The sequence below is a fragment of the Terriglobus saanensis SP1PR4 genome (assembly GCF_000179915.2).
Classification (GTDB): Bacteria; Acidobacteriota; Terriglobia; order Terriglobales; family Acidobacteriaceae; genus Terriglobus; species Terriglobus saanensis.
Window position 1 is genome coordinate 1,555,038 of sequence record NC_014963.1, and the last position, 17,836, is coordinate 1,572,873.

15 protein-coding genes are annotated in these 17,836 nt (G+C 59.8%); 13 read left to right on the forward strand and 2 right to left on the reverse strand.

The window, feature by feature from the left end:
* Positions 1 to 5 precede the first annotated feature (5 nt).
* The 3 genes from ACIPR4_RS06490 (at position 6) to glyS (ending at position 5,460) form a co-directional block, all read left to right on the forward strand.
* Positions 6 to 2,321, forward strand: a complete 2,316-nt coding sequence (locus ACIPR4_RS06490) for a GH92 family glycosyl hydrolase (RefSeq protein ID WP_013567853.1) — start codon at positions 6 to 8, stop codon at positions 2,319 to 2,321.
* Positions 2,322 to 2,395: 74 nt separating this feature from the next.
* The gene (locus ACIPR4_RS06495) at positions 2,396 to 3,367 is read left to right on the forward strand and encodes a glycine--tRNA ligase subunit alpha (protein ID WP_013567854.1); all 972 of its coding nucleotides are present in this window, start codon (positions 2,396 to 2,398) and stop codon (positions 3,365 to 3,367) included.
* Positions 3,367 to 5,460, forward strand: a complete 2,094-nt coding sequence (gene glyS / locus ACIPR4_RS06500; protein ID WP_013567855.1) for a glycine--tRNA ligase subunit beta — start codon at positions 3,367 to 3,369, stop codon at positions 5,458 to 5,460. The genes ACIPR4_RS06495 and glyS overlap by 1 nt, the downstream gene beginning before the upstream one ends.
* A gap of 10 nt (positions 5,461 to 5,470) precedes the next feature.
* On the opposite strand, the gene ACIPR4_RS06505 is transcribed toward glyS, so the two are convergent.
* A complete protein-coding gene (locus tag ACIPR4_RS06505) occupies positions 5,471 to 5,869 on the reverse strand; it encodes a DUF4260 domain-containing protein (RefSeq protein ID WP_013567856.1) in 399 nt (132 codons plus the stop codon).
* Positions 5,869 to 6,498, reverse strand: coding sequence for a hypothetical protein (locus ACIPR4_RS06510; protein ID WP_013567857.1), 630 nt, complete (start codon positions 6,496 to 6,498; stop codon positions 5,869 to 5,871). The genes ACIPR4_RS06505 and ACIPR4_RS06510 overlap by 1 nt, the downstream gene beginning before the upstream one ends.
* Before the next feature lie 76 nt (positions 6,499 to 6,574).
* Between ACIPR4_RS06510 and ACIPR4_RS22685 the strand changes: the two genes are divergently transcribed.
* From ACIPR4_RS22685 to ACIPR4_RS06560, 10 genes are all read left to right on the forward strand, one after another.
* The gene (locus ACIPR4_RS22685; protein WP_187290257.1) at positions 6,575 to 9,016 is read left to right on the forward strand and encodes a hypothetical protein; all 2,442 of its coding nucleotides are present in this window, start codon (positions 6,575 to 6,577) and stop codon (positions 9,014 to 9,016) included.
* A gap of 19 nt (positions 9,017 to 9,035) precedes the next feature.
* A complete protein-coding gene (gene lptB / locus ACIPR4_RS06520) occupies positions 9,036 to 9,761 on the forward strand; it encodes an LPS export ABC transporter ATP-binding protein (protein WP_013567859.1) in 726 nt (241 codons plus the stop codon).
* A 159-nt stretch (positions 9,762 to 9,920) separates the two neighbouring features.
* Positions 9,921 to 11,447 (forward strand): RNA polymerase factor sigma-54, encoded by a 1,527-nt coding sequence (locus tag ACIPR4_RS06525; protein ID WP_245536473.1) that lies wholly within the window; start codon positions 9,921 to 9,923, stop codon positions 11,445 to 11,447.
* A gap of 95 nt (positions 11,448 to 11,542) precedes the next feature.
* The gene (locus ACIPR4_RS06530; RefSeq protein ID WP_013567861.1) at positions 11,543 to 11,905 is read left to right on the forward strand and encodes an HPF/RaiA family ribosome-associated protein; all 363 of its coding nucleotides are present in this window, start codon (positions 11,543 to 11,545) and stop codon (positions 11,903 to 11,905) included.
* A 33-nt stretch (positions 11,906 to 11,938) separates the two neighbouring features.
* Entirely contained in the window at positions 11,939 to 12,973 is a 1,035-nt protein-coding gene (rapZ, locus tag ACIPR4_RS06535; protein WP_013567862.1) for an RNase adapter RapZ, read from the forward strand.
* A 60-nt stretch (positions 12,974 to 13,033) separates the two neighbouring features.
* Positions 13,034 to 14,899 (forward strand): ABC transporter ATP-binding protein, encoded by a 1,866-nt coding sequence (locus ACIPR4_RS06540; protein WP_013567863.1) that lies wholly within the window; start codon positions 13,034 to 13,036, stop codon positions 14,897 to 14,899.
* A complete protein-coding gene (locus ACIPR4_RS06545) occupies positions 14,896 to 15,798 on the forward strand; it encodes a YicC/YloC family endoribonuclease (protein WP_013567864.1) in 903 nt (300 codons plus the stop codon). Before ACIPR4_RS06540 ends, ACIPR4_RS06545 begins: the two co-directional genes overlap by 4 nt.
* 36 nt (positions 15,799 to 15,834) lie before the next feature.
* Complete coding sequence (gene gmk / locus ACIPR4_RS06550; RefSeq protein ID WP_013567865.1) at positions 15,835 to 16,500, forward strand: guanylate kinase; 666 nt, start codon at positions 15,835 to 15,837, stop codon at positions 16,498 to 16,500.
* 140 nt (positions 16,501 to 16,640) lie between these two features.
* Complete coding sequence (gene rpoZ / locus ACIPR4_RS06555) at positions 16,641 to 16,850, forward strand: DNA-directed RNA polymerase subunit omega (RefSeq protein WP_013567866.1); 210 nt, start codon at positions 16,641 to 16,643, stop codon at positions 16,848 to 16,850.
* A 15-nt stretch (positions 16,851 to 16,865) separates the two neighbouring features.
* The gene (locus ACIPR4_RS06560; RefSeq protein WP_013567867.1) at positions 16,866 to 17,825 is read left to right on the forward strand and encodes a uracil-DNA glycosylase; all 960 of its coding nucleotides are present in this window, start codon (positions 16,866 to 16,868) and stop codon (positions 17,823 to 17,825) included.
* Positions 17,826 to 17,836: the final 11 nt, after the last annotated feature.

Consider the following 17,836-nt stretch of genomic DNA (forward strand, 5'->3'; position numbering starts at 1 on the left):
AATACTTGTTCAATCGACGGGATTTTCTCGGACTTGTTTCTCTCGCGGCCGGCCACCAAGCGCTGGCGCAATCTGCCACCGTTCGTAAGGCCACTAAGAGCGCGTCCAAGCCTGCAGGCGACGTGACGAAGTGGGTCAACCTCGCCATCGGAACCGGCGGCCACGGTCATACCTTCCCCGGCGCAACCGTTCCGTTTGGAGCCGTGCAGCTTAGCCCGGACACCTATAACGAAGGCTGGGACTGGTGCTCCGGTTACTACACAACGGACACGTCGATCATGGGATTCAGCCACACCCATCTCAGCGGTACGGGCGCGAGCGATCTCCTGGACATCCTCCTTGTGCCGCGCGTCGGCGACGTCAAGCTTGTGCCCGGTTCGCGCGAAAATCCTGAAGAGGGTTATCGCTCGCGCTTTACGCATGCGACCGAAGTTTTGGAGCCCGGCTACTACTCCGTCATGCTGGACACCCCCGGTATCAAAGCTGAACTGACGACGACCGAGCGCACCGGCTTCCATCGCTACACGTTCCCGGCGAATGAGACCTCTCACTTCGTTCTGGATCTCTTCCACTCCGCCGGCAATCCGGAGAAGACCGTTGGCAGCGCCGAGATCAAGATTGTCGGCACGGACACCATCACCGGCGGCCGCGTCATTCATAACTGGGCGCCTACGCGGCAGATCTACTTCGCCATGCAGTTCTCCAAGCCATTCGCCAGCGCCGATCTCTACTCCAACCAGGAGAAGCAGAGCGGTACCGAAGTGAAGGGCAAGATGCTGCACGCCGTCGTGCACTACAAAACCGCGGACAGCGAGAAGATTCTCGTGAAAGTCGGCATCTCCATGGTCTCCGCCGAAAACGCCATGCTGAATCTGAAAAAAGAACAGCCAGCATGGGCCTTCGATCAGACACGTCTTCGCGCCAAGCAGACCTGGTCGCGTGAACTGTCGAAGATGGAGATCGAGACAGACAACGAGAACGACAAGAAGATCTTCTACACTGCGATGTACCACATGATGTGCGCGCCCACGCTTGCCGATGACGTCAACGGCCAGTATCGCGGCATGGACCAGAAGGTGCACAATGTAGACGCCGGTCAGCACAACTACAGCACCTACTCGTTGTGGGATACCTTCCGCGCCCTGCATCCCTCCTTCACGCTGTGGCAGCAGGAGCGCGTTCCTCAGCTCGTGAACTGTCTTGTGCGCATGGCAGAGGAGAGCCCGGGCGGCATGCCGGTCTGGCCGCTGCAGGGTGGTGAGACCTTCTGCATGACGGGTTATCACTCCGCCAGCGTTATGGCCGAAGCTTGCGTGAAGAAGTTCCCCGGCATCGACTGGAACCGTGCGTATAAGCAGATGCGCAAGCGCAACATGGACGAAGACTATGAAGGCCTGGCGTTCTACCGCAAGCTCGGTTACATCCCTGCTGACAAGCAGGGCGAATCGGTCAGCAAGCTGATCGAGTACGACTACAACGACTGGGCCTGCGCGCACGTTGCCGATGCCGTCGGTCGTAGCGACGATGCCGCCATCCAGCGCGAGCGTTCCAAGAACTATCGCCATCTCTTCGATCCCGAAACCCAGTTCCTCCGCGCCAAGATGTCCGATGGCAAGTGGGCCATGCCGTTCAACCCCAAGGCGACCGGCCATACCAAGGAGCATCGTGACTACACGGAGTCCAACGCCTGGCAGTCCACCTTTGGCGTGCAGCATGACGTGAAGGGCTACATCGATCTCTTCGGTGGGCGCGAGGCTTACCTGAAGAAGCTCGACGACCTCTTCGCGCAGGAACCCGGCGTGAGCAACGAGAACGTCTCCGACATGACCGGCTTCATCGGCCAGTACGTGCACGGCAACGAGCCCAGCCATCACATCCTCTTCCTCTACGTCTACGCCGGTCAGCCGTGGAAGACCCAGCAGCGCGTGAAGGAAGTCCTCGACACGCTATACCACAACGATCTCGATGGCCTCTCGGGCAACGAGGACTGCGGTCAGATGTCCGCCTGGTACGTCATGGCGGCCCTCGGCCTCTACGCCGTCGATCCCGTCAGCGCGACGTATGTTCTGACGGCTCCTCGATTCAACCGCGCCAGCGTTCGCGTGGGCGGAGGTCGTGAGTTGGTGATTGAAGCGAAGCGCACCTCGATCGACGATGCGTTTATCCAGTCGGTCACGCTCAATGGCAAGCCGCTCGATCGCCTGTGGGTCAAGCACACGGAGATCGCCAACGGCGCGCATCTGGTCTTTACGCTGGGTGCAGCTCCCAACAAGGACCTCGGTGCGGATCCTGCCGTGGCTCCCCCGTCGTTGACCGCGTAACTTTGCAAACTGCTTCGCCCGTTGCTCTCTAGTAGAATCGTGAAGATTCTTTACGGAGAGCAACGGGCAGACGCATGGCAGCGGTAGCAGAGCGAAAAGTATCCCTCACATTTCAGGAACTCCTGTTCAGGCTTCAGCAGTTCTGGGCCGCTCAGGGCTGCGTTGTGCAGCAGCCGTATGACGTAGAAGTCGGTGCGGGCACCATGTCCCCGGACACTTTCCTCCGCGTCCTCGGTCCCAAGCCCGTGCGCATCGCCTACGCACAGCCCTCGCGCCGTCCCGCAGATGGCCGCTACGGCGAAAACCCCAATCGTCTCTACAAGCACACGCAGCTGCAGGTGATTTTAAAACCGCCACCGGCAAATGTGCAGGAGCTTTATCTCGAAAGCCTGAAGGCCATCGGGATCGTGCTGGAAGAGCACGATATCAAGTTTGAAGAAGACAACTGGGAGTGGCCCGTGGGTGGCGCTTGGGGCGTGGGCTGGCAGGTTATGCTGGACGGCCAGGAGATCACGCAGTTCACCTACTTCCAGCAGTGCGGCGGCATGGATCTCGATCCGATCTGCGGCGAGATCACCTACGGCCTCGAACGCATCGCACAGTTTCTGCAGGACCTCGATTCCATCTACGACATTGTCTGGGCCGTCGAACCCGACACCGGCAAGCAGACTACGTACGGCGAAATTCGCATGTACGAAGAAGAGCAGCTTTCGGCGTACAGCTTCGACCACGCAGATGTTCCCAAGCTCTGGGACAAGCTCAACTCGTATGAAGCCGAATGCCTTGCTTTGATCGAAGGCGCCAAGGGCATTGCAGAGATGACTGACGTCAAGCAGCAGCGACGCTTCCCGGTTCTCGGAGCATACGAACTCGCACTCAAGTGTTCGCATCTCTTTAATCTCCTGGATGCGCGCGGAGCGATCTCCGTCACCGAACGCGTGGGCGTGATGGCACGCATCCGTACGCTAGTCGTCGGTGTGGCAAAGGCCTACGTCGCGCAACAGAACGCGGTCGCATCACAGGCCACAGCAGAGCAGGCATCGTAATGGCAGAATTTTTATTTGAGATCGGTCTGGAAGAAGTTCCCGCGCGCATGCTCGCAAGCGCCGAAGCGGAACTCGCACGTCGTACCATGGATCTGTTGGGACGCGAACGCCTGCTGGACGGAGACGTTTCCTTCGAAAGCTTCTCCACGCCACGCAGGCTGGCCGTGCTGGTGCGCGGCGTGCGTCCGCAGCAGCCGGATGTCACCGAAGAGATCGTAGGCCCGTCGACCAAGATTGCGTACAAGGACGGCGTGCCCACCGCAGCAGCCGAAGCGTTCGCAAAAAAGGCGGGCGTCTCGCTTGATGCTCTGAAGACCGTCACAAATGCCAAAGGCGAGTACCTCGGTGCGGATGTCCATCGCGCAGGCCGCTCTGCCAGCGATGTGATCGTCGAACTTCTACCGAAAGAGATCGCCTCGATCTACTGGGCGAAGACGATGTACTGGCGCGCAGGAAAGCCGGAGCGCTTCGTCCGTCCGCTGCAGTGGCTGCTTGCCCTGCTCGACGACAAGATCGTCCCGGTCACATGGGCAGGGAAGACCGCGGGCAATACCACGCGCGGCCATCGCGTTCTGCATGGAGCAGAGCCAGTGGTGATCGAACACCCGGGCCAGTATCGCGAACGTCTCGAAGCGGCCAAGGTGCTTCCGCACGTCGAAGACCGTCGCTACAAGATCCGCAAAGCGCTCGACCACGTCATGCGTACGGTCCCCGAGACGCGCTGGCGCGAAGACCACGCGCTCGTGGACGCCGTCACGCATCTCACGGAGTGGCCGACGGTGCTCATAGGCAAATTTGAAGAGGAGTATCTTGCTCTGCCGGAAGAAGTCCTCGTCACCGTCATGCGCGACCACCAGAAGTACTTCGCCGTAGAAGATAAGAGCGGCAAACTGGCACCGTACTTCCTCACCGTTCTGAACACGCAGGCAGACGAAGCGGGCGAGCACATCATCAGGCACGGCAACGAGCGCGTTCTGCGCGCTCGCTTCAACGACGCTCGTTTCTTCTGGGACTACGACCAGAAGATCACACTCGCAGATCGCGTGGAAAAGCTCCGGAACGTTACCTTCCAGAAAGACCTCGGCAGTTACTTCGACAAGACGGAGCGTGTCCGCGCGCTCGCCGCTTCGCTCGAAGCCATCGCAGCGGACCGCAAGATCCCTGTCGATACGAAGGCGCTCGACGAAGCCGCGTTGCTTGCCAAGACCGATCTCACCAGCGAACTTGTGAAGGAGTTCACGGAACTGCAGGGCATCGTCGGTGGTCTCTATGCGCGCGCGCAGGGTCACTCTGAAATCGCGGCCATCGCCATCTACGACCAGTACAAACCTACCTCCATGGTAGACGATCTTCCCCGCTCCACGGAGGGCATCCTGCTCTCGATCGCGGACAAGGCCGACACCATCGGTGGCATGTTTGCCCTCGGTCTGGAGCCAACGGGTTCCAAAGATCCCTTCGCCCTGCGCCGCGCCGCGAACGGCATCGTTCGCATGCTGGGCGAAGCGAAGCTGCCGATCACGCTCTCCGAGATTGCAACGCTCGCCACCACGGATCCGGAGACCTGCAGCAAAGTCAAAGGTTTCTTCGCGGAGCGTGTTGAGTTCTATCTCCGCGAAGCTAAGGGGCAGGCTTACGACGTGGTGAAGGCGGTACTCGCCGCCGGTGCGGAAGACGTCTCAGACACGCTCGCCAGGGCAGAGGCGGTTACGGCAGCACGCGGCTCGGAAGACTTCCTTGCCATCGCCGCATCCTTCAAGCGCATGGCGAATATCCTAAGCCAAGCGCGCGCGAAGGGGGATTCGGCTCCCTTCGCCGCCGGGAAAGAGTTCCTCACTGAACCCACAGAACGCAAGCTGGCGGAGGAAGCAGGACGCTTGGCAGCCTGGGTCGACGGTCTTCGCCGCAAGCAGGAGTACGAGCAAGCCCTCGAAGCCATCGCCACGCTGCGTCCGCACGTGGATGCCTTCTTCGATTCGGTCATGGTGATGGCGGAAGATGAAAAGATTCGCCGCGCACGCCTTGGTCTGTTGCAGCGGGTCCTCGCGGACTTCTCCAAGATTGCAGACTTTTCGGAGATCGTAACCGCGGCTTAAAACAGTTTCACTAGGTGGCGATCTTGCCGAGTTTTCCCAGGTGCGTGTCTCCAAAGCCGGTCTTGTACTTCAGACCATAGCCCAGGGCACGGTCGAAGCCGATATGTGCCGTCCAGATCAAAGCGTAGGGCATGACCGCAGGATGAAGAACGCCCACGCAAAGCAGCGCAACCGGCAGAAGATAGCTGTGCGCTGCGTTGTAGCTTGCGGTCGCTAACTTACGGTCGATCGCGTAGAGCACAAAGCTGAGGTCGGGTGCGAAAAACAGGAGCGCAAAGATGCCCCAGTTCCCATGTCTGACCTTGAAGAAGAAAACCGAACCCAAAAGGACGGCCAGACCCTCAAGTCGGAGGAGGGTTCTGACGCCGCCTCTTGCGGCTCCGCGAAACTCCTCTGGAGCGTTGGTCATCAATTCAACCGCTGCAGTCTCGCGATCAACTTCTCCGCCAGCGGTTCCCCGGACTCCGTCCAAAGCAGCCGCGAGGAGATGCCGCAGTGCTTCTCCACCGAAAGTGTGAAGGCGAGCAGCTTCTCCACGTTCTGCTGAATGCGCTCCGCTGCGGACTTGTCCAGCTCTTCGTCCTCGAGCACCCACGGTGTATCCAGGCCAAAGTCCACGCGGATGTGGCCGTTCTGTTCATAGCTTCCGTCGTCGAACTCCGGTCCAAAGCCGATGACCTTGACCGTCCACGGGGCCAGACGCCACGTCGCTTCAAAATCTTCCCCCGCAGGCTCAGGCTGCCAGAGCTCCCACTTCACCTCGAATTCGAAGGCCATATCGTCGTGGCCGTTCTCGGTGGCCTCGGCTACGGCATTCCGCGCAAGCGAGTCATCGCTCGGCTGCGAGCGGTCATCGTTGACGAAGATGCGTTGGAAGACGGGAGATTCACTCCATCCCAGTGGTGTTACCGTTGCCACCGCGACACGCTGATCGCCGGAGACGCGTGCAAACTGCTGCAGTACGCAGACCAGCTTGTCCGGAAGGGAATCTGTGCGGAAGTTCGGAAACCAGAGGCTAAGGTACAGTTGATCGGCCATAGATCCAGTTTAGATGCTCAGCAGGACCGGAAATCTTCAGCGGCCATTGCAGGTGAGAAGATAGAAGACAATGCAGGTGACGATCGAGCGAGTGCGGCGGTGGCTGGTGGTGATCGCGCTTGCTGTGCTGGTCCTCCTCGGCGCGGTCTTCGGGTACGCCAGATATCGCGCCCACCGCTTTCTGACCCGTCTTCCCAAGCAGCTCGGAATCGACGTAACGTCTGAAACCAATGGATTCACCTGGTCGCAGTCAGTAAAGGGAAAGACCCTCTTCACCATCCATGCAGCCAAGGCCATCCAACGCCACGATGGCAAAACGACGCTGCACGACGTGGTGATCATTCTCTATGGCCGGACAGTGGACGAACAGCACAAGGAACGAACGGACCGCATTTATGGCAACGAGTTCGAATACGATCAGCCAAACGGCGTCATCCGTGCCGTCGGCGAGGTGCATATCGACCTTCAGGCTCCCGGTGCGACCGACCCGCATGCAGCGGTGGCTGCTGCGCGCCGTGCAGGCTCCCAGGACGAATCGCAGGAGCACGATGTAATCCACGTTCGCACCAGCGGCCTGGTCTTTCTGCAGAAGCTGGGCGTAGCGGCGACGGACGAGCCGCTCGATTTCCACGCTAACGGAGTGGACGGCGACGCGCGAGGCGCAGACTACGACTCGGATACGGGCGTCCTGATTCTTCGCAAAGACGTGAAGCTGCGGTCTACCCGGCCCGGCAGCGAGTCGGCAACGGTCTTCGCCAACCGCGCAGAGCTCGACCGCCTGCAACACAAGGCCGTTTTCAACGTCGCGCACTTCCAATCGCCGGAGCGCAACCTGACAGCGGACAATGTCTTCCTTGATCTTCGCGACAACGGATCGCCGCAGCACGCCCGCGCGGAAGGCCACGTCGTGATGATCGGCCAGGATGGCAGCCGCGTTGAGACGCCGCATGCGGAGACCAATCTGTCGGAGAACAACCAGCCTCAGTTCCTGAAGATGATAGACGGTGTGCGCTACACCAGCGAAACCGCCGCCAGCGAATCGCGTGCGGTACAGGTGAAATTCAACAAGTTTGGCCGCGCGGAGACCGCGGACCTCTCCGGCAGCGTGCGGGGAAATGAGACGTCTGTAGTCGAAAAGCGCAGTGTCTCCGCGGACCACGTCAACCTGCACTTCTCCTCGGTGGGCAAGGGACCAGCCTCTTTGCGTGAGATCAAAGCCACGGGAGCTGCCCAGGTTACGACGACACCGCTCGCGACCCCGAAGGGAAGCGGCCCGGCTTCCACTGTGCTCTCCGCGGACACTCTGGTCGCCGATTTGGACGGGGAAGGGAAACTCGCCCACATTACACATCTCACCGGAGAGGGCCACACGGCGATGGAGCAAACGCTCGCCGATGGAGGACTGAGAAAGAGCACGTCGGACCACCTCGACGCGCATCTGAGTGCACCGTCGAAGGTCTTGCCTGCGAACGCAGGCCCGAAGAAGCCCGCAAAGCAGGAGATCCCTCTCGAATCGGCTGTGCAGACGGGGAACGTTGTCATCCTCGATCGCCAGATGCCTGCCCCCGCAAAGAAGCCGAAATCCTCCTCCGCTGCGACCGCCGCTACGGAGAGTCACGCCACCGCCGCGCGTGCCGAATTCGACGGACCTACCGACCGCGTCGTTCTGACCGGATCTCCGCGCATCGACAGCGGCGGCACGAACATCGTGGCGGACCGCATCGGCCTCAATCGCTCCACCGGCGACGCCGACGCCACCGGGAACGTCAAGGGAAGCTACGCCTCCGAGCCAGGACGCGATCCTATGCACGTACTGGCGGCCAGCGCAGAGTTCCATCACGCGGCCTCTTCCGCCAGCTTCTTCGGAGTCAACGGCGGCAACGCCCGTCTGTGGCAGGGATCGTCCATGGTGGAAGCCCCCGTGATCGATCTCGACCAGAAGACGCAGACGTTGCACGCGCACACCGACCACATCGACGCGAAAAACACGGTCCACACCTCGCTCCTCAACCAAGTGAGCAGCGGCCCCCCCAAAGCCTCCGCCACAGTAAAACCAAGGCCCGCCAACGGAGGCGTCACCCGGATCGTGGCCTCCGATCTCCTCTACCGTGGTGATTTGCCTCAGCCCACCGCCGTTTTCAGCGGCGGTGCCCGTGTCCAGAACGGCGATGGCATCATCGTGTCGGACGTCGTGACGGCGACGATGAAGCCCGCAGCCGACAAGACAACTCCGCAAGCCGGTGCCATGATGGCAGGAGCGGTTGACCATATCGTGGCTGAAGGGGCGGTTCATCTTCAGCAGACGGGACGCTCGGGAACGGGCTCGCGGCTCACTTATGATGTGGCTGAGGGAGACTATGTTCTCTCCGGCACGCCCGATGCACCGCCCCACGTTACCGACGCGCAACACGGCCAGGTCACAGGTGCTTCGTTGCTCTTCCACGCTGGCGATGATAGCGTCGTAATCGTTGCGGCTCCCGGAAAACGGGTCCGGGCAGAGACGCGCGTCAAGCGTTGACAGGCGATTCACCAGATTGATGAAGAGGCTTTCTACCGAAGAAATTACGAAGACCTATGGCGGACGCCAGGTGGTCCGGGGCGTAAGCCTGCACATCGAACAGGGCGAGGTCGTCGGCCTTCTCGGCCCCAATGGCGCCGGGAAAACCACCAGTTTCTACATGATCGTCGGCCTGGTGAAGCCCGACCTCGGTCGCATCCTGATCGATACGGACGATATCTCACGGCTTCCCATGTACCTCCGCGCGCGCAATCACGGCATCAGTTACCTGCCGCAGGAACCTTCGGTCTTCCGCAAACTGACCGTCGAAGAAAACATTCTTGCCGTCCTTGAAACCCAGCAGATCCCCTGGGAGGCCCGCAAGGTCCGCACCGAACGGCTCATCGAACAGCTCAACCTCGGGCACATCCGCAAAACCCGCGGCTACGCTCTCTCCGGTGGCGAACGCCGCCGCGTCGAAATCGCGCGCTGCTTGGCCATTGAGCCCTCTTTCATTCTGCTGGACGAGCCCTTCTCGGGCATCGACCCTATCGCCATCCTGGACCTGCAGCAGATTATCTTCTCGCTCAAGGCGAACGGAATCGGTGTGCTGATCACAGACCACAATGTGCGCGAAACGCTTAACGTCACCGACCGCGCGTACATCATCAACGAGGGGCGGATCTTCCGTCATGGAAGTCCCGGCGAACTTGGCCGCGATCCTGAGGTCAAGCGTCTCTATCTCGGTGAAAACTTTTCTCTCTAGTCCTGATTCCGGAATTCACGGTACTTCAGTAAACCCTTATATTTTGTTCAGCTTGCAAACAGGCGCCAGAGCTCGCATGGGGCATGTAGACTACGCTCATGTGCGTTGGCTATCTACGTGCATGAGAGGAACCCGCTGAGCTTGAATCTCCGGCCCAAAATGAACCTTAAGGTTTCGCAGCGCCAGGTCCTTACCCCTGGGCTGGTGCAGATGGTCAGCGTCCTCGCGCTGAACAAGCTGGAACTTAAGGAGATGATCAACGCCGAAATCGTTGAGAATCCGGTGCTTGAAGAGATCGAAGAGAGCTCGCATACTCTCGACGAGATCTCCGGCCGTGAAGGGGACCGTGAGCGCTCCGCGGAAGAAGTCGCGCAGCAGAAGACCGAGACGGAAAAAGATCCCTTCGACGAGATCGACTTCGGCAGTTATTTTCAGGACTATCTCGACCCCGGATTTCGTGCAACCTCGTCCAATTTTGAAGAGTTCGATAAACCTTCGTTTGAAAACTTTCTATCGACCCCCACCACGCTGAGCGACCATCTCCTCTGGCAGGTAGGTTCACTCACGCTGGCGCCGGATCTTCGCGAGGCAGTGGAGTCGATCCTGGGCAACCTGGACGACAACGGCTACCTCACCGCCGCGGACGACGAGATCTTCTCGCCCGAGACCGCCACCGAGCTGCGGCAGATGGCGCTCGCCGTCGTGCATCAGCTCGATCCGCTGGGCGTGGGCGCTCGCGATCTGCGCGAATGCCTTCTGCTGCAGGCACGTGCGGCCAACAAGCAGCTATGCGATGCGTTGGAAGATTTCGGAGCGACGCCGGAGATCGACCCTGAAGACGATCCGGATCTTGAAGTCGATACGCTGCGTGCTCGCCTTCGCATCGTCGACACAGCGATTGCAATCGTCCAGAACCACATCGCCCTTCTCGAAAATCGAGACACACGCGAGATCGTTCGCCTCCTGCGCTCGCAGCACGAGATCGTCGAGCAGGCCATCGCCTTTATCCGCACGCTCGACCCTCGTCCCGGCCAGCGATATAACCAGTTCGAGACCCGACTGATCGAACCCGATGTTGCTTTCGTAAAACGTGGCGAAGAGTACGTCGTCGTGATGAACGAAGAGGACCTTCCCGCGCTTCGTCTGAACGCCGGATACCGTCGCATGCTGCGTACCAAGACGACGGAAAAAGATGTGCGCGACTACGTCAAGGAGCGCTACCGCTCCGCCATCCAGCTTCTCCGCAACATCGAGCAGCGCAAGAACACGATCGTCCGCACCTGCGATGTCATCGTGCGTCGGCAGCAGGAATTTCTGGAGCGTGGCGTCGACGGTCTTCGTCCCATGATGATCAAAGAGGTCGCGGAAGAGATCGGCGTGCATCCCTCGACCGTCAGCCGCGCCGTGGCCAATAAATACGTCCATACTGCACAGGGCGTGTACGAACTTCGCTTTTTCTTCAGCGAAGGCGTCAATGGTCCCGAAGGTGGCGACCTGCCGTTGCTCCTTCTGAAAAAGAAGGTGAAAAAGCTAATTGAAGAGGAAGATCCCCGCAAGCCCTTGACGGACGATCATCTGACGGCAGAGCTCAATCGGCAGGGAATTCGCGTGACTCGCCGCACCGTTGCGAAGTATCGCGAAGATATGCAGATCCCCAGCACACATCGAAGACGCAAACGGGACTAAGATGGCATATCTGACCTGCCACCCATCTCCGGCAGGCCGCATCCTACTGACTTAAACCCGGGCCGAAACAACGGTCCCGAAAGAAAGAGGTCGCAATGCAGATTGAATTCACTGGCAGACAGTTCACCATCTACCCGAAACTTCGTACCCAGGCGCAGGCCGGTTTGGATCGAATTGAAACAATTATCGGAAGCAACTGTACCGCGCACGTGATCCTGAGCGAAGACAAGTTCAGAAAGATCGCCGAAGTGAATCTTCAGTGCAAGCAGCATTCAGATTTCACGGCAAGCTGTGAGGCGAAGGAGATGGAGCAGGCCTTGCATGACGCCCTCGACAAGGTGGAGAAACAGGTGACCAAGGTCAGCAAGAAAGCCACGACCCTGCGCCGTCATCCGGTACAGAACGCGGAAGGTTCTGTACGTCTGCAGACCGGCGACGTCCTGGCAGAGTTCGCGTAGTCTGCTGCCACGCGGTAGTGCTAGCATCTCCGCATGGCGAAGAAAGCCGCGAAAAGCGTAAAGAAGACCGACAACAAGAGCGCCGTGGCCCCGAAGAAAATCTCCGGAGCGCGGCGCTCTTCGTTATCGAGGCCAAACTCCAGTTCAAAATCCAGCCCCAAATCGAGTCGCAAAACTCCACCGCCGATTCTCGACCAACCACGCGAGCTCGTTGTCCTCACCGGCATCTCCGGCGCAGGCAAGCTCTCTGCACTGAAGGCCTTTGAAGATCTCGGTTTCTATTCCGTCGACAATCTTCCCCTCGAACTCATCCCACGCTTTGCCGACCTCGTGCATGGCTCCAGGGAGATTCGCCGCGCGGCCATCGGCGTCGACATTCGCGAAGGCCTCATCGAGCGCTTTCCCGCCATCCTGAAGCAGGTGCGCAAGGTCCTCCCTACGACGGTCGTCTATTTGGAAGCTTCGGATGATGTGCTCGTTCGCCGCTATTCGGAGACGCGTCGCCCGCATCCATTGGGCCGCGGGGAAACAGTCATCCGTTCCATCCGCTCCGAGCGGAAGCGGCTCGATCCCGTCCGCAACGTGGCCGATGTTCTGATCGATACCGGAAAATTCAACGTCCACGAACTGCGCGCGCATATCAATCAGCAGTTCGAACGCGGCGACCATGATCGCGGCCTGCTGATCTCCACCACGAGCTTCGGTTTCAAAAACGGCGTTCCCACGGACTCCGACCTCGTCTTCGACGTGCGCTTTCTTCCCAACCCTCACTTCATCCCGGAGTTCCGCCCGCTCACCGGACAGGATCCTCGCGTGGCCGAATACGTCATGAGTTTTCCTCAAACGAAAGAGTTTTTGGAACGCGTCGAACAGCTTCTGCTTTTTCTCCTGCCGCACTACGTGAAGGAAGGGAAGAGCTATCTCACCGTCGCCTTCGGTTGCACCGGAGGGCAGCACCGTTCGGTGGCCATTGCGGAAGAGATGAAAAAACGCCTCGCCGCTCACGACTACCGGGCCAATATCTCGCATCGCGATATGCCCCGTCTGGAAGGCGCAAAGAAAGCGTAGCCCCGCGCAAACCGTTAGAATGAACCTTGTGCCGATCTGCCAAGAGAACGAGTTAGCGCGATGAGACGCATCCTGCGCCTGCTCTCCTATCTCCGCCCCTACCTGCTTTTTTCGCTGCTCTCCGTCGTGCTCATGGCGGTCGTGGGCGCGCTGGCGGCATTCCGCATTCTTCTCGTCAAACCCATTTTTGAGAATGTGCTCTCCTCGGACGCTTCCCCCGACCGCGTTCTTGTTTACAACGTTCCGCGGACACACTGGCACATCGATCTGCAGTACTTCATCCCGCACCACTTTCATAACGCATGGAATGTCGTAGCCTTCGCGCTGGTAGTTTCGGCCGTAGTGAAATCCCTCTGCGACTACGCCGGAACGTATCTGGTGAACTACGCCGGATTCGGCATGATCACGGACCTTCGCAACGACCTTTACAACGCGGTCCTGCGTCGGTCGGTTTCTTTCTTCCAGAAGAACAGCACTGGTTCGCTGCTCTCCACGCTCATCAACGACATCGAGCGCGTCCAGGTGGCGATGTCGAGTGTGTTGAGTGAGTTTCTTCAGCAGATCTTCACCTTTATCTTCACGGTCACGGTCGCGATTATCGTCGGCGGACGTATGGCGTGGCTGCTTCTGCTCTTTGTGCCGATCATCATCTCTTCCGCTCGGCGCATTGGCCGCCGCGTTCGCCAGACGACGCGCAGCGGTCAGGATAAGCTTGCGGAGATCCAGAACATCCTGCATGAAACCATCACGGGCAATCGCATCGTGAAGGCCTTCGGCATGGAGCGCTGGGAGATGACCCGCTTCCGCACCGCAGCGCGACGCCTCTTCCGCGCCAACCTCAAATCGGTCAGCGTGCAGGCTATCTCGTCTCCGCTGATGGATGCCATCGGTGCCATCGCCATCGCTCTGTTGCTGTGGATCGGACGTCGACTGATCGTTGCGCACGAACTGTCGGCTGGTTCGTTCATCACGTTTCTCATCGCCGTCTTTACGCTCTACGATCCGGTGCGCAAGTTTGCGCTCTTCTACAACAGCTTCCAACAGGCCCTCGGAGCCAGCGAAGATATCTTCAAGTTCCTCGACGCGCAGGACGAAGTGCCGGAGAAGAAGAACGCTCACGTCCTCAAAGAGTTCAAAGACACCATCGTCTTCGACAACGTCGGTTTCAGCTATCAGGAAGACGATGATGCGGAAGAAAAGCTGGTTCTCTCGGAGATCGATCTTGTCGTTCCGCGCGGTGAAGTGCTCGCCCTCGTCGGCCCTAGCGGTGCAGGCAAGTCCACGCTGGTCAAACTCATCCCGCGCTTCTTCGATGTCACGGCTGGACGCATCACCTTCGATGGGCACGACATTCGCGATCTCACCATCGACAGCGTGCGCAAGCTGATCGGCAAGGTCACGCAGGACACCGTCCTCTTCAACGACACCGTGCGTAACAACATCGCCTACGGCCAGCCCGACGTTCCGCTAGAACGTGTGCAGCATGCTGCAAAGATCGCCCTTGCGCATGACTTCATCGAGAACCTCCCCAACGGCTACGACACCGTAATCGGCGAAAAGGGCTTTCGTCTCTCCGGTGGAGAGCGCCAGCGTCTGGCCATCGCCCGCGCGGTGCTCAAGAACGCACCGATTCTGGTCCTCGACGAAGCGACCTCGGCACTCGATACCGAAAGCGAATCACTGGTACAGGCCGCCCTCTCCAACCTGATGGAGGGCCGCACGGTCTTCGTGGTGGCGCATCGCCTGGCGACGGTTCGCCGGGCCAATCGGATCGCCGTGATTGAAAAAGGAAAGATCGTAGAGCTCGGTTCACACGCTGAGCTGATCGCCGCCGGTGGACTCTATCGTCGTCTCTACGAGATGCAGTTTGTGGATGAACCCCGTGCCGCAGAAGTACAAGAACCAATCCCGGAAGGAATCGCATGACTCTCGCAGTTCGTTCCATGACCGGCTTCGCTACGGCAACCGGCAGCGTGTCGGAACAACTTGGATTTTCCATCTCCGCCAAGAGTGTCAATCACCGCTTTCTCGATCCGCACTTGCGTCTGCCCTCCGGCTGCGACGCGCTGGAGATGGATCTTCGCCGCGCGCTGAAGGAATATGTCCGTCGCGGTCACGTCGAGATCACCGTGCAGCTCGACCGCTCCTCCCGGACGAACGTGCAGGTGAATATGCCCGTTGTTCGCGCGCACTACGAGGCCTTTCAGACCGCCGCAAGCGAACTGCGCCTGAATGTCTCTCCTGACCTCAACGCGATCCTTCGTGTTCCCGGCGCGCTCTCCGCGGACGCGCCCACGGGCTCCGAAGACATGGCCGCCCTTCAATCCGCCGTCATGGCGCTTGTTCCGCAGCTTCTCGAAGATCTCAACCGGATGCGCGAGCACGAAGGTGCAGCCCTCGTCGCCGAGCTGCGCGCCGAGATGGGCCGCATTCGCGACGCCGTAACAGAAGTCCGCAGCCTTCGTGCTGAGACAGCACCGCAGATGGCCGAGGTCCTCCGCGAACGCCTCCGCGCCTTGCTCGCAGACACGCCCATCAACGAGGACCGCGTCCTCACCGAAGCCGCTCTACTCGCCGAACGCGGCGACGTCGACGAAGAGATGGTCCGCCTGGACGCGCACGTCGATCATTTTCTGCAGATGCTCGACGAGGGGGGAGAAGTAGGCAAACGGCTCGACTTTCTTCTGCAGGAGTTCAACCGTGAAGCCAACACCCTGCTCTCGAAAACCGGCGGTTCAGCACATAGCCTTCGCATCACCGAACACGCGCTCAACGTGAAATCCGAGATCGAACGGGCGCGCGAGCAGGTCCAGAACCTCGAATAGCTCGCGAGACCCGTATACACTCATACGTATTCCCTCATGGCCGGCATCCTTTTCATCATTTCGGCGCCCTCGGGCTCAGGCAAATCCACGCTGGTGTCGCAGCTTCGCTCTCTCGTGGAAGGGCTGGACTTCTCTGTCTCCTACACCACGCGCTCTCCGCGTGGGTCAGAGGAAGATGGGCGCGAGTATCACTTCACCACGCGCGAAATCTTCGAAGGCATGATGGAAGCGGATGAGTTTCTGGAGCACGCCAGCGTCTTCGGCAACTACTACGGCACCGCGCGTTCGGCACTCGCACTCGCCGCGGAACACGGCCGCGACCTTCTGTTGGATATCGACGTGCAGGGTGCAATGCAGGTGATGGGACGCGTTCCCGAAGCCGTGTCGATCTTCATCATGCCGCCTTCTCCTCAGGTGCTGGAGCAGCGTCTGCGCAATCGCTCCGCCGCCGAACACATGACGGACGAAGAGGTGATCCAGCGCCGCCTGGCACAGGCCGCCAGCGAACTCAAATACATCGCGGAGTACGACTACGCCATCGTGAACGATGTGCTCGATGTAGCCGTCGCTGAGTTGAAGGCGATCGTGCTCACGGAGCGCGATGTACTTGACGATGACCTTCCCCTCCTGGCGGCATCCTGTCGCACCTCGGGCGCTTCCATCCGGCTCACGCAGGCGCTAGCCAGCTTCACCGGCGCCTAAGCCTGACGTCAGGCGTTGCCACCAGTCGAACCCATGCAGACCGTTCAATAATCGTCGAAAAAGTACTTTCCGCTTTGTTGTGCTTGGAGTAAATTCTTAAGCATTCGCACGACAATCTGAGCAGCTGAAGGGACACGCACATGACGACCCCGAAGGAATCTCTGCAGAATAAATACAGCCTCGTCAAGGGTGCTGCACGCCGTGCACGTCAGCTTCAGTCCGGAGCATCCCCTCTCATCGTTCCCCGTTCCATCAAGGCCTGCCGTGTGGCACAGGACGAGATCCGCTCCGGACACGTCAGTTTTGGCATTCCAGAGCCCAAGCATGTGGTGTTGCCGCTCACCGTCTAGAATGGCAGTAGCTGCATGACACGTGAGACCACAGAACGCCTGCGCGCATACGTTGATTACCTCCGCGACCTGGGCGTCTATGATCTCTATCGTCGTGGAGAACCGCGTCCCGAGTTCGCGAACCTGCTTGCACCTGCGCAGATGCCACGGCCTGTTGCGACCACACTGGCTGCTGCTCCAGCAAGACCGGCAGCGCCGCCCGTAAGGACTCCGGTCCCCGCCCCGGCGGCAGCGTCCACACTCTCGCCCTTTGCTGCTTCTCAGCAGAGGGCCAATGCTCCAGCGCCGTCTAAGCCAGCAACACCGCCGCCACCGCCTCTGGAACTCTCGCCAGCCTTCGCCCCACCTGATATGCCTCTGATCAGCTTCAACGCCCGCGCCGAACTTCCGCAGCATCGCGCCCTGCCTGACGATAAGGCTGCCACCCTGCAAAGTGTCCGCCATCATATTGGCGACTGCACCCGCTGTCCTCTCGCCTACGCTGGCCGTCGCAACATCGTCTTCGCGGACGGCAACCCCAACGCCCGCCTGATGTTTGTAGGTGAAGGCCCTGGCGCGGATGAGGATGCCAGCGGAGTTCCCTTCGTCGGCAAAGCCGGTCAACTTTTGAACAACATGATCAACGCGATGGGTCTCAAGCGCGAAGAGGTCTACATCGCCAACATCGTGAAGTGCCGCCCACCCGGCAACCGCAACCCTGAACCGGTCGAGGCCAATACCTGCTCCCAGTTCCTCGTGGACCAGATCGACATCGTGCAGCCGCAGATCATCGTCGCGCTCGGGGCCATCGCTGCAACCTATCTCCTTGGCGTCAAGAGGCCTCTCGTTGCCCTCCGTGGCCAGTGGCATGACGTACGGGGCTCCAAAACTGCTGTCACCTACCATCCCGCCTACCTTCTCCGTGATCCCAGCATGAAGGGTGAAGCCTGGAAAGATCTCCAGCGCGTCATGGTGGAGATGGGCCTGAAGAGCTAGCGGCACTAAAC

Excerpts from the sequence above, each read along its gene's own strand:
- rpoZ (WP_013567866.1), top strand. The coding sequence starts at position 16,641 with ATGACGACCCCGAAGGAATCTCTGCAGAATAAATACAGCCTCGTCAAG.
- rapZ (WP_013567862.1), top strand. The coding sequence starts at position 11,939 with ATGGCGAAGAAAGCCGCGAAAAGCGTAAAGAAGACCGACAACAAGAGC.
- lptB (WP_013567859.1), top strand. The coding sequence starts at position 9,036 with ATGAAGAGGCTTTCTACCGAAGAAATTACGAAGACCTATGGCGGACGC.
- glyS (WP_013567855.1), top strand. The coding sequence starts at position 3,367 with ATGGCAGAATTTTTATTTGAGATCGGTCTGGAAGAAGTTCCCGCGCGC.
- ACIPR4_RS06510 (WP_013567857.1), bottom strand. The coding sequence starts at position 6,498 with ATGGCCGATCAACTGTACCTTAGCCTCTGGTTTCCGAACTTCCGCACA.
- ACIPR4_RS06505 (WP_013567856.1), bottom strand. The coding sequence starts at position 5,869 with ATGACCAACGCTCCAGAGGAGTTTCGCGGAGCCGCAAGAGGCGGCGTC.
- ACIPR4_RS06530 (WP_013567861.1), top strand. The coding sequence starts at position 11,543 with ATGCAGATTGAATTCACTGGCAGACAGTTCACCATCTACCCGAAACTT.
- ACIPR4_RS06545 (WP_013567864.1), top strand. The coding sequence starts at position 14,896 with ATGACTCTCGCAGTTCGTTCCATGACCGGCTTCGCTACGGCAACCGGC.
- ACIPR4_RS06540 (WP_013567863.1), top strand. The coding sequence starts at position 13,034 with ATGAGACGCATCCTGCGCCTGCTCTCCTATCTCCGCCCCTACCTGCTT.
- ACIPR4_RS06525 (WP_245536473.1), top strand. The coding sequence starts at position 9,921 with ATGAACCTTAAGGTTTCGCAGCGCCAGGTCCTTACCCCTGGGCTGGTG.
- ACIPR4_RS06495 (WP_013567854.1), top strand. The coding sequence starts at position 2,396 with ATGGCAGCGGTAGCAGAGCGAAAAGTATCCCTCACATTTCAGGAACTC.
- gmk (WP_013567865.1), top strand. The coding sequence starts at position 15,835 with ATGGCCGGCATCCTTTTCATCATTTCGGCGCCCTCGGGCTCAGGCAAA.
- ACIPR4_RS06560 (WP_013567867.1), top strand. The coding sequence starts at position 16,866 with ATGACACGTGAGACCACAGAACGCCTGCGCGCATACGTTGATTACCTC.